Below are 13,341 nucleotides of genomic sequence, written 5' to 3'. Positions count from 1 at the left end.
GCTCTGTACCAGCGAAAAAATATGGCTTTTTTCACAAAAGGCTTTTCATTTCAATCTGGGCTAAACTCTGATTTAAATAAAAAAAGCTATCTCGATAAAGATAGCTTTTTTTGATAAAATATTTAGTATTTTCTTTAGATTCCTGTGTAATTACTAGGTGTTATCTGCATTAATTCTGCTCTAACAGCATCAGAAACTTCCAAAGTAGCAATAAAATTATGAATTGCATTTTTGTCAATAGCTTCATTTGTTCTAGTTAAACCTTTAAGGGCTTCATAAGGATTTGGATAAGCTTCGCGACGTAAGATTGTCTGAATTGCCTCAGCAACTACTGCCCAGTTTTTTTCTAAATCTTCAGCAAATTTGCTTTCATTTAAAAGTAATTTGTTTAAACCTTTCAAAGTTGCTTCAAATGCGATAATTGTATGTCCAAAAGGAACACCAACGTTACGTAAAACAGTGCTGTCAGTTAAATCACGCTGTAATCTTGAAATTGGTAATTTTGCAGATAAATGTTCAAAAATAGCATTTGCAATTCCTAAATTTCCTTCAGAGTTTTCAAAATCAATCGGATTCACTTTGTGCGGCATTGCAGATGAACCAATTTCTCCAGCTTTAATTTTTTGTTTGAAATAATCCATAGAAACATACGTCCAAATATCACGGTCTAAATCGATAATAATTGTGTTGATTCTTTTCAAAGCATCAAAGAAAGCAGCAAAATGATCGTAATGTTCAATTTGAGTAGTTGGAAAAGAATGCTGCAAACCAAGATTAGTTTCAACAAATTTATTTCCAAACTGTTTCCAGTCAATCTGCGGATAAGCTACATGATGTGCATTAAAGTTTCCTGTCGCACCGCCAAATTTAGCAGCAAACGGAATATTGAATAACAAACGCATCTGCTCTTCTAAACGTTCTACAAAAACCAAAAGTTCTTTTCCTAAACGGGTAGGAGAGGCAGGTTGTCCGTGTGTGCGTGCCAGCATCGGAATGTCTTTCCATTCAACACTTAATTCCTTTAATTTAGAAATTACCGCAATTAAAGTTGGCATATAAACCTGCTCAAACGCTTCTTTTGTAGAAAGCGGAATAGCAGTATTGTTAATATCTTGAGATGTTAATCCGAAGTGAATGAACTCTTTGTGTTGAGATAAACCTAATTTTTCAAAAGCATCTTTTATGAAGTACTCAACTGCTTTTACATCGTGGTTGGTTACTTTTTCTGTTTCTTTAATCCAAAGTGCATCTTCTGTAGAAAAGTTTTTGTAAATACTTCTTAAGCTGTCAAATAAACCGGAATCAATGTCTTTTAATTGAGGTAATGGAATTTCGCATAAAGAAATGAAGTATTCTACTTCAACCAATACACGATATTTTATTAAAGCTTCTTCAGAGAAAAAAGGGGCTAAATTTTGGGTTTTATTTCTATATCTTCCGTCAATTGGCGATATAGCATTCAGTTCGTTTAGAGTAGTCATTGTTATGTTGTTTTTCGAAAGGTGCAAATATAAACAGAATTTGCGGATTTAAAGTAATCAGAAAGTCAATTGAATAAATTTAAAAAGGGAGAAAAGAGAACATAACCCAAATTCCAAGAATTAACACGGATTTTTTGGCTGCTTGATAGATAATGCAAAAGATTCATGTCAATTAGTGAAATTTGTGTTCAATAAATTATGTGTTTAAATTGATTTTAATTTCTCTCTCAAATCTGCAACTCCTTCTGACGCAAATTTGGCAATCGTCTCTACTTTATTTCTGATATTCGGAATGGCAATTGGCTTTGGATCAATATAAAAAACTGGAGTTGTACTTGGAACATAAGAAATTAAGCCCGCTGCAGGATAAACCTGAAGGGAAGTTCCAATTACAGCAAAATAATCTGCAGTTTCAGTTATATCGAGAGCCTCCTCGAGAGCAGGGACTTCTTCTCCAAACCAGACTATATGTGGTCTTAGCTGATGCCCGTTTGTATCAAAATCTCCAGTATTTAAATCTTCCGTCCAATCTAAAATTAGATTTTTATTCTGAATGCTTCTCACTTTTAGCAATTCGCCATGTAAATGAAGCACTTTTGTACTTCCCGCACGTTCATGCAAATCGTCAACATTTTGAGTGATAATATAAACATCAAAATCTTTTTCCAATTCAGCCAGAATAGTATGGCCCAAATTTGGGTTCACTTCTTTTAGCTGCTGACGGCGTTTGTTGTAAAAATCTAAAACCAATTCCTGATTTTTATACCATCCTTCGGGTGTTGCAACTTCCATTACGTCATGTCCTTCCCACAAACCATCACTGTCGCGAAATGTTTTGATACCGCTTTCTGCGCTTATTCCAGCTCCTGTTAAGACTACAAGTTTCTTTTTCATATTAAGAATTGTTTTCCATGCATTTTTGTAAAACTTAATGCATCTTTGATTTTTATTGTAAAAATAGTTTTTTCTTACTTTTATGTTTTATTTTTATCAGATGAAAAAGTTATTTTTAGTAGGATCTCTTTTAGCGAGTATTTCTTTTTTTGCACAAACATTTTCTAAAAATAAAAATTTATTTAAAGAAGAAGACTCTTCTTTAGCTCCATTTTCATTTGTAAAAGAAACAGCATTGAATGTTCAATTTCAAAAGTTTTACAATTCTCCTGTTCCATTTTCTATTTATAATCCGAAACCTGGATTTACTCCAACAAAGATAGAATCACAAAAATATTACTCTTTTGTAAATACAAAATTATTATTAAAAAGAGAAATGAGTAATATAGAGCCAGAACCTATTTTTCCAGATCAAAGCGACAAGAAAACATTTGGAGAGGCCATTTTTCATGATGTCTTAGATGGTCTTTTTAATAAAAAATAAAAGTAAGAAATCTAAATATTTCTTTTAAAATGTATTTTTGCAGCAAACAGAATTAAAATGATTGATTTAGATTACCTCGCATTCTTAGAAAACATCTTAACAGATAATAGAAAAAGCAATTTTTTAAAAGTTTTAGAAAACCGTACAAAGCATTTTACAGTTGCGGTAGAAGATGTTTTTCAGATGCATAATACAAGCGCAGTAATGCGAAGCTGCGAAGTTTTTGGAATTCAGGAATTAAACGTAATTGAACAGCGTTTCGGAAAAAGAATCGATAAAGAAATTGCTTTGGGCGCTCAAAAGTGGGTGGATATCAATCGGTTTGATTCGGTTTCAGGATGTCTTGCAGATTTAAAAAGCAAAGGATATCAGATTATTGCAACTACACCTCACGAAAACGACTGCATGCTGGAAGATTTTGATATTACAAAACCAAGCGCTTTATTTTTTGGAACTGAAAAAGAAGGTTTATCAAAAGAAATAATGGACAATGCCGATGGTTTCTTAAAAATACCAATGGTTGGATTTACGGAAAGTTTAAATATTTCGGTTTCGGCAGCGATTGTCATTCAAAGTTTGACGAATAGATTAAGAAGATCAGATATTGATTGGAAATTGAGTGAAGAGGAAATTTTAGTAAAACGTCTGGATTGGGCTAAAAATTCCATTAAAGATATTAAACGAATTGAAGCTCGCTATTATCAGGAGAATCCGAGATAAAAAAGTCACAGTTTACAGTCTCAGTCTTCAGTTTTGAGATGTTTAATTTAAAATATAAACGCTTAAAAAAAATAAAAAACCGACAGTTTTCGCTGTCGGTTTTTTTATGGAATTTGAAGTATCAGTGTAAACTGTAAACGGTACTGAGACTGTAAACTGCGACTGAATACTTAGAATTTATTCATTAACAATAACCCAAGTTCCAGCAGCTAAAAGACTTTCTGCTTTTTTGAATTTCATTGTTTCTGTTTTACCAGTTGCAACTTCTTGAACTGTTACAGTATCGTTACGATTGATTTTCGGCATATCTCTCACGATAGTTTCAGTTACTTGGCGTTGTTGTGTTTCTCCAGCTTCACGATTAATATTTTCGCTGTTTGGAATTTCGTCTTTAGTTAATTGTAAATTTTCTTTCTGACGAACTTCTCTTGCTTCATGAATTTCAGGAACGTCTTGAGCAGGTAAATCACCTTTAAATAAGAATGAAATAACTTCTTTATTTACGTTGTCTAACATTGATCTAAACAAGTTAAAAGCTTCTAATTTGTAAATAAGCAATGGATCTTTTTGCTCGTGAACAGCCAATTGAACAGATTGTTTCAATTCGTCCATTTTGCGTAAGTGTTTTTTCCAAGCTTCATCAACGATAGAAAGTGTAATGTTTTTCTCGAAATCGGCAATTAATTGAGCACCTTCACTGTCGTAAGCTTTTTTCAAGTCAGTAACAACATTCAAAGTTTTAATTCCATCTGTAAAAGGAACTACAATTCTTTCGAAATGATTGTTTGGCTCTTCATAAACACCTTTAATGATTGGGAAAGCTTCTCTAGCGCTTCTTTCAGTTTTTTCTGTGTAGAATGCCAAAGCTTCTTTGTAAACTTTTCCAGTGATTTCAATGTCAGATGATTTTAAGAAATCTGCTTCTGAAATTGGAGATGTAATTCCGAAATAACGAATTAGATCAAAATCAAATCCTTTGAAATCATTTGCCACTTTATTATTGCTTACGATTACTTCGCAAGTGTCATAAAGCATATTAGCAATATCCAGCTTCAAACGCTCACCAAATAAAGCATGACGACGACGTTTGTAAACTACTTCACGCTGTGAGTTCATTACGTCATCATATTCTAATAAACGTTTACGAACACCAAAGTTATTTTCTTCTACTTTTTTCTGCGCACGTTCGATAGATTTAGTCATCATAGAATGCTGAATAACTTCACCTTCTTTAAGTCCCATTCTGTCCATTACTTTCGCAACTCTTTCAGAACCGAATAAACGCATTAAGTTATCTTCTAGAGAAACATAAAATTGAGAACTTCCTGGATCTCCCTGACGTCCTGCACGACCACGTAACTGTCTGTCTACACGACGAGAATCGTGACGTTCTGTACCAACAATTGCTAAACCTCCCGCAGCTTTTACTTCTGGAGATAATTTAATATCGGTACCACGACCAGCCATGTTTGTTGCAATAGTTACAACTCCGGCTTTACCAGCTTCTTCAACGATTTGTGCTTCTTGTTTGTGCATTTTAGCATTCAAAACGTTATGAGTAACGCCTCTCATTTTCAACATTCGGCTTAATAATTCTGAAATCTCTACAGAAGTTGTTCCAATCAAAACTGGTCTTCCAGCGTTTGATAATTCAGTAACGTCTTCAATAACAGCGTTGAATTTCTCACGTGTTGTTTTGTAGATATAATCTTCTTTATCGTGTCTTGCAATCGGGCGGTTGGTTGGAATTTCAACAACATCCAATTTATAAATCTGCCATAACTCGCCAGCTTCTGTAACTGCTGTACCCGTCATACCACCTAATTTGCTGTACATTCTGAAATAATTCTGTAATGTAACAGTAGCAAAAGTTTGTGTAGCAGCTTCGATTTTTACATTTTCTTTAGCTTCGATCGCTTGGTGTAAACCGTCAGAATAACGACGTCCATCCATGATACGACCTGTCTGCTCATCGACAATCATGATTTTGTTGTCCATGATAACATATTCTACGTCTTTTTCGAATAAAGCATATGCTTTTAAAAGCTGAGTAAGAGTATGAATACGCTCGCTTTTTACACCAAAATCTTGGAATAATCTCTCTTTAGCTTCAGCTTCAGAATCTTTATCAAGTTTTTGTTTTTCGATAGCAGCGATTTCTGTTCCGATGTCTGGTAAAACGAAGAAATCTGCATCAGTATCTCCAGAAAGATATTTAATACCGTTATCTGTTAATTCTACTTGATTGTTTTTTTCTTCAATCACAAAATATAAAGCTTCGTCAACTTTATGCATTTCGCGATTGTTATCCTGCATGTATTGATTTTCAGTTTTTTGAAGTAATTGTTTAATTCCTTCTTCACTTAAAAATTTAATTAATGCTTTATTTTTAGGTAAACTTCTGTAAGCTCTTAATAATAAGAAACCACCTTCTTTAGTATTTCCTTCTTTAATTAATTTTTTAGCTTCAGCTAAGAAACCATTTGCTAACTGACGTTGTTGTGCAACTAAGTTCTCGATTTTTGGTTTCAATTCATTGAATTCGTGACGATCTCCCTGTGGAACTGGTCCTGAAATAATAAGCGGTGTTCTTGCATCATCAATTAATACAGAATCGACCTCGTCGACAATTGCATAATTGTGTTTTCTCTGAACTAAATCGCTAGGCGAGTGCGCCATGTTGTCTCTTAAGTAGTCAAAACCAAATTCGTTGTTGGTTCCGTAAGTGATATCAGCATCATAAGCTCTTTTTCTAGCTTCTGTACTTGGCTGGTGATTATCGATACAGTCCACAGTTAAACCGTGAAATTCGAATAATGGCGCTTTCCAAGTACTATCACGTTTTGCCAAGTAGTCATTCACTGTTACTAAGTGAACTCCGTTTCCTGTCAAAGCATTTAAGTATAGTGGAAGTGTAGCAACTAAAGTTTTACCTTCACCCGTTTGCATTTCGGCAACTTTACCTTCATGTAATACCATACCACCAATTAACTGAACATCATAGTGAATCATGTCCCAAGTGATGTCTTTTCCAGCAGCATTCCATTTGTTAGCCCAAACTGCTTTTTCGCCATCAATTGTAATATATGGTTTTGTTGCTGAAAATTCGCGGTCTTTTGGAGTTGCAGTAACTTCGATATGAGAATTGTCTTTAAAACGACGAGCTGTTTCTTTAACAACAGAAAATGCTTCTGGAAGAATTTCCAATAAAGTTTTTTCTGAAATTTCATAAGCTTCTTTTTCAAGAGCATCAATAGCATCATAAAGATCTTCTCTTTTGTCAATGTCTTCGATGTTTTCTACTTCCGCTTTAAGCGCAGCAATTTTAGCATCTTTGTCTGCTCTAGCTTCTTTTATTCTATCTTTAAAATATACAGTTCTCCCTCGTAATTCGTCATTAGACAGACTCATTAAAGTAGTTTCGAATGTTTTAATTTTGTTTAAGTAAGGTTGTAAAGCTTTGACATCTTTCTGTGATTTATCACCTACAAAGACTTTAATAATACTGTTTATGAAACTCATGATTTATTGTATTTCTTTATTATTTATATGTATTTGAACCAAAAAAAAAGCCTCTGTGATGAGACTTTTTCCTTTGGTTTATTTTTTAATATTCATCCTCATTCCAAAGATAATCTTCGTCTGTTGGATAATCAGGCCAAATTTCTTCCATTGATTCATATATCTCGCCTTCGTCTTCGATTGACTGAAGGTTTTCAACTACTTCTAATGGAGCACCAGCTCTAATTGCGTAGTCTATAAGTTCATCTTTGTTAGCAGGCCATGGCGCATCACTTAAATAAGATGCTAATTCTAATGTCCAATACATCTGTTATCTGTTTAGTTTGTGCAAAAATAAATTTTTTACTGAAAAAGACAAGTAAATTTTGATTTATTTTAATAAAAATTAAGAACGTCTCTTGTTAAATTCCGATATTTTAATTTCAAATTCCAAAAAAGGCCTATGAAAACTCAATATTTAAATTCCAAATTCCAATTTTTACAGCTTTATTTTGCTTTAAAAATCGAAAGAATTTAATTTTTACTTTGGAATTTGGGATTTCAAAAATCTGGAATTTGCAGAAAATTTATTTTCTGGGTATCCATTTCACTTCCTCCGCTTTTAAGTCTGACGACAACTTCCGTGCCAAGACAAAAAGGTAGTCAGAAAGTCGGTTTAAGTACTGAATTGCGATTTCGGGTACATGCTCATTGTGGCTTAAATGAACAGCTAAACGCTCTGCGCGACGGCAAATACAGCGGGCAATATGACAATGTGACACGGTAGGATGACCGCCTGGTAAAACAAAGTGAGTCATTGGCGGAAGACTTTCGTCCATCTTATCAATCTCTTTTTCTAATAATTCAATATCTGAGTCAATTATTCCTAAATTTTTCAGTCTAAGCTCGCCGTTCTTCAAAACTTCTTTTTCTTGCGGCGTTGCCAAAATGGCACCAACTGTAAAAAGACGATCCTGAATTTCTATTAGAATAGTTTTATAACTTGAGTCGATTTCCTGATCGCGGATTAATCCGATATAAGAGTTCAATTCATCAACAGTTCCATAACTGTCAATGCGAATATGGTCTTTTGGTACACGAGTTCCGCCAAAAAGAGCTGTTGTACCTTTATCGCCTGTTTTGGTATATACTTTCATTTTTATTGTAGATTGCAGAGTTTTGATTTTAGATTGTAAAACTGTTGTCTATACTTATTTTAGGTTTAGAAAATAATCTAAAATCTAAAATCAGAAATCTAAAATTATTTAGTTGTATCACTTTCAATTAGCCCGTCACGTAGACGAATTACACGATGCGCATAAGCCGCAATATCTTCTTCGTGAGTTACTAGAATGACCGTATTTCCTTGTGCGTGAATATCTCCAAAGAGTTTCATGATTTCAACGGAAGTTTTACTATCTAAATTTCCTGTCGGTTCATCGGCTAGAATGATCGATGGTTTATTGACCAAAGCTCGGGCAACAGCAACACGCTGGCGTTGTCCTCCAGAAAGCTGGTTTGGCTGGTGATCCATTCTATCGGCTAGGTTTACCTGTTTTAAAACTTCGGTAGCTCTTGCGATACGATCAGATTTTCCGTAGCCGGCATAAATCATAGGAAGTGCAACGTTATCAAGTGCGGTTGTTCTTGGCAGTAAATTAAATGTCTGAAAAACAAAACCAATTTCTTTATTTCTGATTTCGGCTAATTCATCATCCCTCATTTGGCTGACATCTTTTCCGTTCAAAACATAATGTCCCGAAGTTGGTGTGTCTAAACAGCCTAATAAATTCATTAATGTAGATTTTCCAGAGCCAGAAGGTCCCATTAAAGCAACATATTCGCCTTTGTTTATTTCTAGATCTATTCCTTTTAATACATACACAATTTCGTTGCCTAAAACGAAATTTCGTTTAATGTCGGTTATTTTAATTAATGGTTCAGCCATTTCGGTTTACAATTTTGGATTTAAAAGTACAAAACACTTTTGAATTAAAAAGATAAGTAGCTTATTATTGGTTTTTGTTACATGATCCAATTCTAAATTCTGCATATCTTAAATCAAATGTTATCTATTTTAAAACTGTTATGTTATTTTTTAATTGTTTTATATAATTATCATTATTTTTTAAATTTTACAGATTTAATATATTTTAAATATTAAAAATATGGTAATAATGTAATTTAAGGGCATGAGTTTTAAGTATCTTTGAAATGTAATTAATTAAACAATCAAGATTATGAAAAGTATAAAAATAGCCGCAGGAATTGCATTATTAGCATTGAGCTTTACATCGTGTAAAGACGAAAAACAAGAAAAAGCACAGCGTACAATTGATTCTTATGTAACCTACGTAGATTCGGTTAAAAACGTAAAAGCCGAAGATTTAAAAGAAAATTGGAATGCTGTAGAAGCAGAATACGACAGAAGAGCAGCAGAAGCTAACTTAGCTTTAGCAGATATTAAAGATAATGCTGCCGAAACTGAAAAAATAAATACAAGTAAAGCAAAATACGAGGACTTTAAAAATGAAGTATCCACCCTTTTGGCCCCGCCAGCAGCAAGTCCAAAACAACAATTAAGAAACGCTTTATTTGGTGAAGGAAAAATTGGAGACGATATGAGCTTTAGCTGGGTTAATGCTCAGAATATCCATAGCGTTTACCAACAATTCGTACACACAGTTGAAAACAATAAAGATAGTTATTCTAGAGAAGACTGGGATGAAATTAAATTATTGTATGAAGCACTTGACAGCAGAAAAAATACTGTTGAAAAAGAAGGACTTTCGTCTGAAGACAACAGAAAAATTGCTGGTTTAAAAGTTAAATTTGCGCCAATGTATACTGTTAACAGAATGGGAGCAAAATCTGAAGAGAATAAAGAAGCAAAAAAATAAAAAATATTTTTTGAATTAGTAAAAAAATGGCAATCAGAGATGATTGCCATTTTTTATTTTTTATGTTCGAATTATAAAATGTTCTTTTGGTTGTTCGTATCTAAAAAATACAAATCCCCACTGAAAGGTGTCGATGGTTACTTTTACTTTAGGATGATTTTTTATAATCTCCCAAGCTTCTTCCATTTCTGGCGACCAATGAATATCATCAAAAATCCAAACAGAATCGTTGTCGATTGTTTGAAGGAGAACTTCGAAATAAGCTAAAGTTGCTTTTTTAGAATGATTTCCGTCAAAATAGATCAGATTGTAATTTGTGGCTTGAATGTTTTCAGAAATTAAAAAAGATTCAAATTCTGAGATTATAGTTTCAACATTTTTACACTCAAATTTATCCAATTGATTTTTGGCAGTGCCTCCAGTCTGCGGACAGCCTTCAATGGTTACAACTTTTGCTTTTGTGTTTCCAAGTGCCAGGGCAGAAGTCGCCAAACCCAAAGAAGTTCCTATTTCCAGAATATTTTCTGGCTTAAAGTAATTTGTTACGCGAAACAATAATTCGGCTCGCTTTGGCGAAATTCCAGCTGTCTGCGCAATTTTGGAAATTTGTCTTTTGTTTGATTTAAAGACTTTCGAACCCGCACCAAAATCTGTTACCTCAATAAAATTTTTATTTTCTAAAAGCGATTTTCTATAATTTTTGAGAATAGAATACTCTGGCTTTGGCTTCTTATCATAAAAACATTTTGTCAGTAAATTAAAAACAAAAGGGGAGTGAACCGCATGTTCGTTTTTAGATTTCCAAAGAAATTTTAGATAAGATTTTATTTGAAAAAGCATTTAGAAATTTGCAATTGGGAATTAATTTACTTTGATCAATTTTACATCAAATATAAGTACTGAACCTCCTGGGATTGAAGAGTTGCTGCGGCTTCCGTAACCCAAATGAGATGGAATTAGCAATGTACCGCTGCCGCCTTCTTTAAATAACGGAATACCTTCTGTCCATCCTTTAATAACTTGATTTAAAGGGAAAGAGATACCGGCACTACTGCTTTGATCGAATGTTTTTCCGCTTGTAAAAGAGCCAGTGTACGCTACAGTAACATTTGATGAGGCTGTTGGCTGTTTACCAGTTCCTGCTTCATTTATAATGTAATACAAACCAGACTCTGTGCGTTGTGCAGTTAGATTGTTTTTGGCAATATAATCTCTGATTTCCTGCTCATTTTGTTCTCTGTAATCCTTCTCTGGTTCAGAAGCTGTGTCTTTTTCCGAACTTACACAAGAAACAAATAGTGTTAAACTAAATAATGCGGCTAATAATTTTTTCATGTGGTATTTATATTTTAAAAATGCTAATATAATAAAATAGGCTTTTTGGTTAAAAACTTTAAACTTTAAACTGAAAACTGCCACTGCGACTGAAAACTAAAAATTATCCTTCAATTTTAGCAGAAAGCTCAAACCAGCGCTCTTCTTTTGCGTCTATTTTGCTGATGATATTTTGCAATTCATTTGCTTTCTTTTCAATATCAGCATCGGCAACTTTTCCGTCAGAGAATAACTGTTCGATTTTAGTTTTTTCGATTTCTAAATCTTTGATTTCCCTTTCTATTTTTTGATATTCTTTCTGCTCATTAAAGCTTAGATTTCCTGTTGGATTATTTTGTTTCCAATCTTTCTTTTCAGCTTTGTTTTCTTCTTTTTGAGCCACATCTGCACTGTCTTCATAAGCCCTGAAATCCGAATAGTTTCCTGGGAAATTTTCGATTTCACCTTGTCCTCTAAATACAAATAAGTGATCGACAATTTTATCCATAAAATAACGGTCGTGCGAAACTACTAGTAAGCATCCAGGATAATCTAAAAGGAAACTTTCAAGAACATTCAACGTTACAATATCCAAATCGTTTGTTGGCTCATCGAGAATTAAAAAGTTCGGATTCTGAATTAAGACTGTACATAAATACAAACGTTTTAATTCTCCACCGCTTAGTTTCTCTACATAATCGTATTGTTTTTTCGCATCAAAAAGAAAACGCTCTAACAATTGTGAAGCTGAAATAATTTTTCCTTTTGCGAGTGGAATATACTCTCCGTATTCTTTTATAATGTCAATAACACGCTGTCCCGGTTTGGGATTGATTCCAGATTGTGTGTAGTAACCAATTTTAATAGTATCTCCTTTTACAACACGGCCATTATCGGGCGGAATTGTTCCTGTCAGCAGATTTAAAAAAGTAGATTTTCCTGTTCCGTTTTTACCAATAATTCCGATTCTTTCGCCACGCTGAAAATCGAAACTAAAATTGTCTAGAATAACTTTTTCTTTGAATTTTTTAGAAAGTTTATGAAGCTCGATAATCTTACTTCCCATTCTTTCCATGTTAATTTCAAGCTCAACTTTGTTTTCTTTTCTTCGGCTTTGTGCTTTTTCTTTAATTACATAAAAATCATCCTGACGAGATTTAGATTTGGTTGTTCTCGCTTTTGGCTGGCGGCGCATCCATTCTAATTCTTTTACAAACAAGTTTTTAGCTTTGTCAATACTTGAGTTTTCAGAAGTTATTCTTTCTTCTTTTTTCTCTAAATAATAAGAGTAATTTCCTTTATATTGATATAATTTTCCGTTGTCAAGTTCGATAATTTCGTTGCAGACACGTTCTAAAAAGAAACGGTCGTGCGTAACCATAAACAGCGTAATATTTTCTTTGGCAAAATAACTTTCCAGCCATTCGATCATTTCAAGATCTAAATGGTTGGTTGGCTCATCTAAAATCAATAAATCAGGACGATTGATTAGTATGATTGCCAATGAAAGGCGTTTCTTTTGTCCTCCTGAAAGATTTTTTACTTTAAGTTTAAAATCTTCTAGTTTTAATTTGAATAAAATCTGCTTGTACTGCGTTTCAAAATCCCAAGCATTATGCTGATCCATTCCGTCAAAAGCTTTTTGATACGCCTCTTCATCATTTGGGTTTTCAAGCGCTTTTTCGTAAGCTTCAATTATCTTTAGAGTTTCATTATCTGAAGCAAAAATGCTTTCTTCGATCGTTAACTCATCCTGCAGATTATTGTCTTGCGATAGAAACGCCATTCTGATTCCTTTTCGCAGTACAACTTGTCCTGTATCTGGTTCGTCCAAACCATTAATAATGCTCATAATGGTGGTTTTGCCAGAGCCATTTTTAGCAATAAAAGCAATTTTTTGGTCTTTGTTGATTCCAAATGAAATGTTGTCAAAAAGGACTCTTTCGCCAAATGACTTTGATATATTTTCTACAGATAAGTAATTCACTTTGTAAATTATAAGTTATAAATTATAAGTTATGAATGTTTTAGAAAACATAACTTTTTG

General features: G+C 33.5%; 12 protein-coding genes. 3 read left to right on the top strand and 9 right to left on the bottom strand.

Annotated features, from left to right (window positions below):
• Positions 1–134: 134 nt before the first annotated feature.
• Both purB and HYN86_RS20705 read right to left on the bottom strand, forming a co-directional pair.
• Complete coding sequence (gene purB / locus HYN86_RS20710; RefSeq protein WP_113679771.1) at positions 135–1,481, bottom strand: adenylosuccinate lyase; 1,347 nt, start codon at positions 1,479–1,481, stop codon at positions 135–137.
• A gap of 204 nt (positions 1,482–1,685) precedes the next feature.
• The gene (locus tag HYN86_RS20705; RefSeq protein WP_113679770.1) at positions 1,686–2,375 is read right to left on the bottom strand and encodes an SIR2 family NAD-dependent protein deacylase; all 690 of its coding nucleotides are present in this window, start codon (positions 2,373–2,375) and stop codon (positions 1,686–1,688) included.
• Between the two features lie 100 nt (positions 2,376–2,475).
• On the opposite strand from HYN86_RS20705, the gene HYN86_RS20700 reads away from it, so the two are divergent.
• Positions 2,476–2,859, top strand: coding sequence for a hypothetical protein (locus HYN86_RS20700; RefSeq protein ID WP_162789414.1), 384 nt, complete (start codon positions 2,476–2,478; stop codon positions 2,857–2,859).
• A 57-nt stretch (positions 2,860–2,916) separates the two neighbouring features.
• Positions 2,917–3,579: a TrmH family RNA methyltransferase gene (locus tag HYN86_RS20695; protein ID WP_113679768.1), complete on the top strand. Its 663-nt coding sequence runs from the start codon at positions 2,917–2,919 to the stop codon at positions 3,577–3,579.
• A gap of 177 nt (positions 3,580–3,756) precedes the next feature.
• On the opposite strand, the gene secA is transcribed toward HYN86_RS20695, so the two are convergent.
• From secA to HYN86_RS20675, 4 genes are all read right to left on the bottom strand, one after another.
• On the bottom strand, positions 3,757–7,101 hold the full coding sequence (secA, locus tag HYN86_RS20690; protein ID WP_113679767.1) for a preprotein translocase subunit SecA: 3,345 nt from the start codon (positions 7,099–7,101) through the stop codon (positions 3,757–3,759).
• A gap of 85 nt (positions 7,102–7,186) precedes the next feature.
• Positions 7,187–7,408: a DUF2795 domain-containing protein gene (locus HYN86_RS20685; protein ID WP_007138072.1), complete on the bottom strand. Its 222-nt coding sequence runs from the start codon at positions 7,406–7,408 to the stop codon at positions 7,187–7,189.
• 259 nt (positions 7,409–7,667) lie between these two features.
• Positions 7,668–8,237: a cob(I)yrinic acid a,c-diamide adenosyltransferase gene (locus HYN86_RS20680; protein WP_113679766.1), complete on the bottom strand. Its 570-nt coding sequence runs from the start codon at positions 8,235–8,237 to the stop codon at positions 7,668–7,670.
• 104 nt (positions 8,238–8,341) lie between these two features.
• On the bottom strand, positions 8,342–9,028 hold the full coding sequence (locus HYN86_RS20675) for an ABC transporter ATP-binding protein (protein ID WP_113679765.1): 687 nt from the start codon (positions 9,026–9,028) through the stop codon (positions 8,342–8,344).
• Positions 9,029–9,320: 292 nt separating this feature from the next.
• Here HYN86_RS20675 and HYN86_RS20670 point away from each other — a divergent pair, with 292 nt between their 5' ends.
• Entirely contained in the window at positions 9,321–9,980 is a 660-nt protein-coding gene (locus HYN86_RS20670) for a DUF6565 domain-containing protein (protein WP_113679764.1), read from the top strand.
• Positions 9,981–10,040: 60 nt separating this feature from the next.
• Here HYN86_RS20670 and HYN86_RS20665 read toward each other — a convergent pair whose 3' ends face one another.
• The 3 genes from HYN86_RS20665 to HYN86_RS20655 all read right to left on the bottom strand — a co-directional run bounded on the left by HYN86_RS20665 (position 10,041) and on the right by HYN86_RS20655 (position 13,281).
• Complete coding sequence (locus tag HYN86_RS20665; protein ID WP_113679763.1) at positions 10,041–10,820, bottom strand: O-methyltransferase; 780 nt, start codon at positions 10,818–10,820, stop codon at positions 10,041–10,043.
• Between the two features lie 21 nt (positions 10,821–10,841).
• On the bottom strand, positions 10,842–11,315 hold the full coding sequence (locus HYN86_RS20660; RefSeq protein ID WP_113680021.1) for an FKBP-type peptidyl-prolyl cis-trans isomerase: 474 nt from the start codon (positions 11,313–11,315) through the stop codon (positions 10,842–10,844).
• Between the two features lie 103 nt (positions 11,316–11,418).
• Positions 11,419–13,281 (bottom strand): ABC-F family ATP-binding cassette domain-containing protein, encoded by a 1,863-nt coding sequence (locus tag HYN86_RS20655; protein WP_113679762.1) that lies wholly within the window; start codon positions 13,279–13,281, stop codon positions 11,419–11,421.
• Between the last annotated feature and the right edge of the window lie 60 nt (positions 13,282–13,341).

Origin of the sequence: Flavobacterium fluviale, assembly GCF_003312915.1 — a bacterium.
In the GTDB taxonomy this organism is placed as follows: domain Bacteria; phylum Bacteroidota; class Bacteroidia; order Flavobacteriales; family Flavobacteriaceae; genus Flavobacterium; species Flavobacterium fluviale.
Note: the sequence above shows the minus strand (reverse complement) of the source record. Positions and strands in the feature narration are given on the sequence as shown.

What these genes read in the sequence shown, in the direction of transcription:
- HYN86_RS20665 (WP_113679763.1), bottom strand. Translation starts at nt 10,820, where the DNA reads ATGCTTTTTCAAATAAAATCTTATCTAAAATTTCTTTGGAAATCTAAA.
- HYN86_RS20700 (WP_162789414.1), top strand. Translation starts at nt 2,476, where the DNA reads ATGAAAAAGTTATTTTTAGTAGGATCTCTTTTAGCGAGTATTTCTTTT.
- HYN86_RS20670 (WP_113679764.1), top strand. Translation starts at nt 9,321, where the DNA reads ATGAAAAGTATAAAAATAGCCGCAGGAATTGCATTATTAGCATTGAGC.
- HYN86_RS20680 (WP_113679766.1), bottom strand. Translation starts at nt 8,237, where the DNA reads ATGAAAGTATATACCAAAACAGGCGATAAAGGTACAACAGCTCTTTTT.
- HYN86_RS20660 (WP_113680021.1), bottom strand. Translation starts at nt 11,315, where the DNA reads ATGAAAAAATTATTAGCCGCATTATTTAGTTTAACACTATTTGTTTCT.
- HYN86_RS20675 (WP_113679765.1), bottom strand. Translation starts at nt 9,028, where the DNA reads ATGGCTGAACCATTAATTAAAATAACCGACATTAAACGAAATTTCGTT.
- HYN86_RS20685 (WP_007138072.1), bottom strand. Translation starts at nt 7,408, where the DNA reads ATGTATTGGACATTAGAATTAGCATCTTATTTAAGTGATGCGCCATGG.
- HYN86_RS20695 (WP_113679768.1), top strand. Translation starts at nt 2,917, where the DNA reads ATGATTGATTTAGATTACCTCGCATTCTTAGAAAACATCTTAACAGAT.
- purB (WP_113679771.1), bottom strand. Translation starts at nt 1,481, where the DNA reads ATGACTACTCTAAACGAACTGAATGCTATATCGCCAATTGACGGAAGA.
- secA (WP_113679767.1), bottom strand. Translation starts at nt 7,101, where the DNA reads ATGAGTTTCATAAACAGTATTATTAAAGTCTTTGTAGGTGATAAATCA.
- HYN86_RS20705 (WP_113679770.1), bottom strand. Translation starts at nt 2,375, where the DNA reads ATGAAAAAGAAACTTGTAGTCTTAACAGGAGCTGGAATAAGCGCAGAA.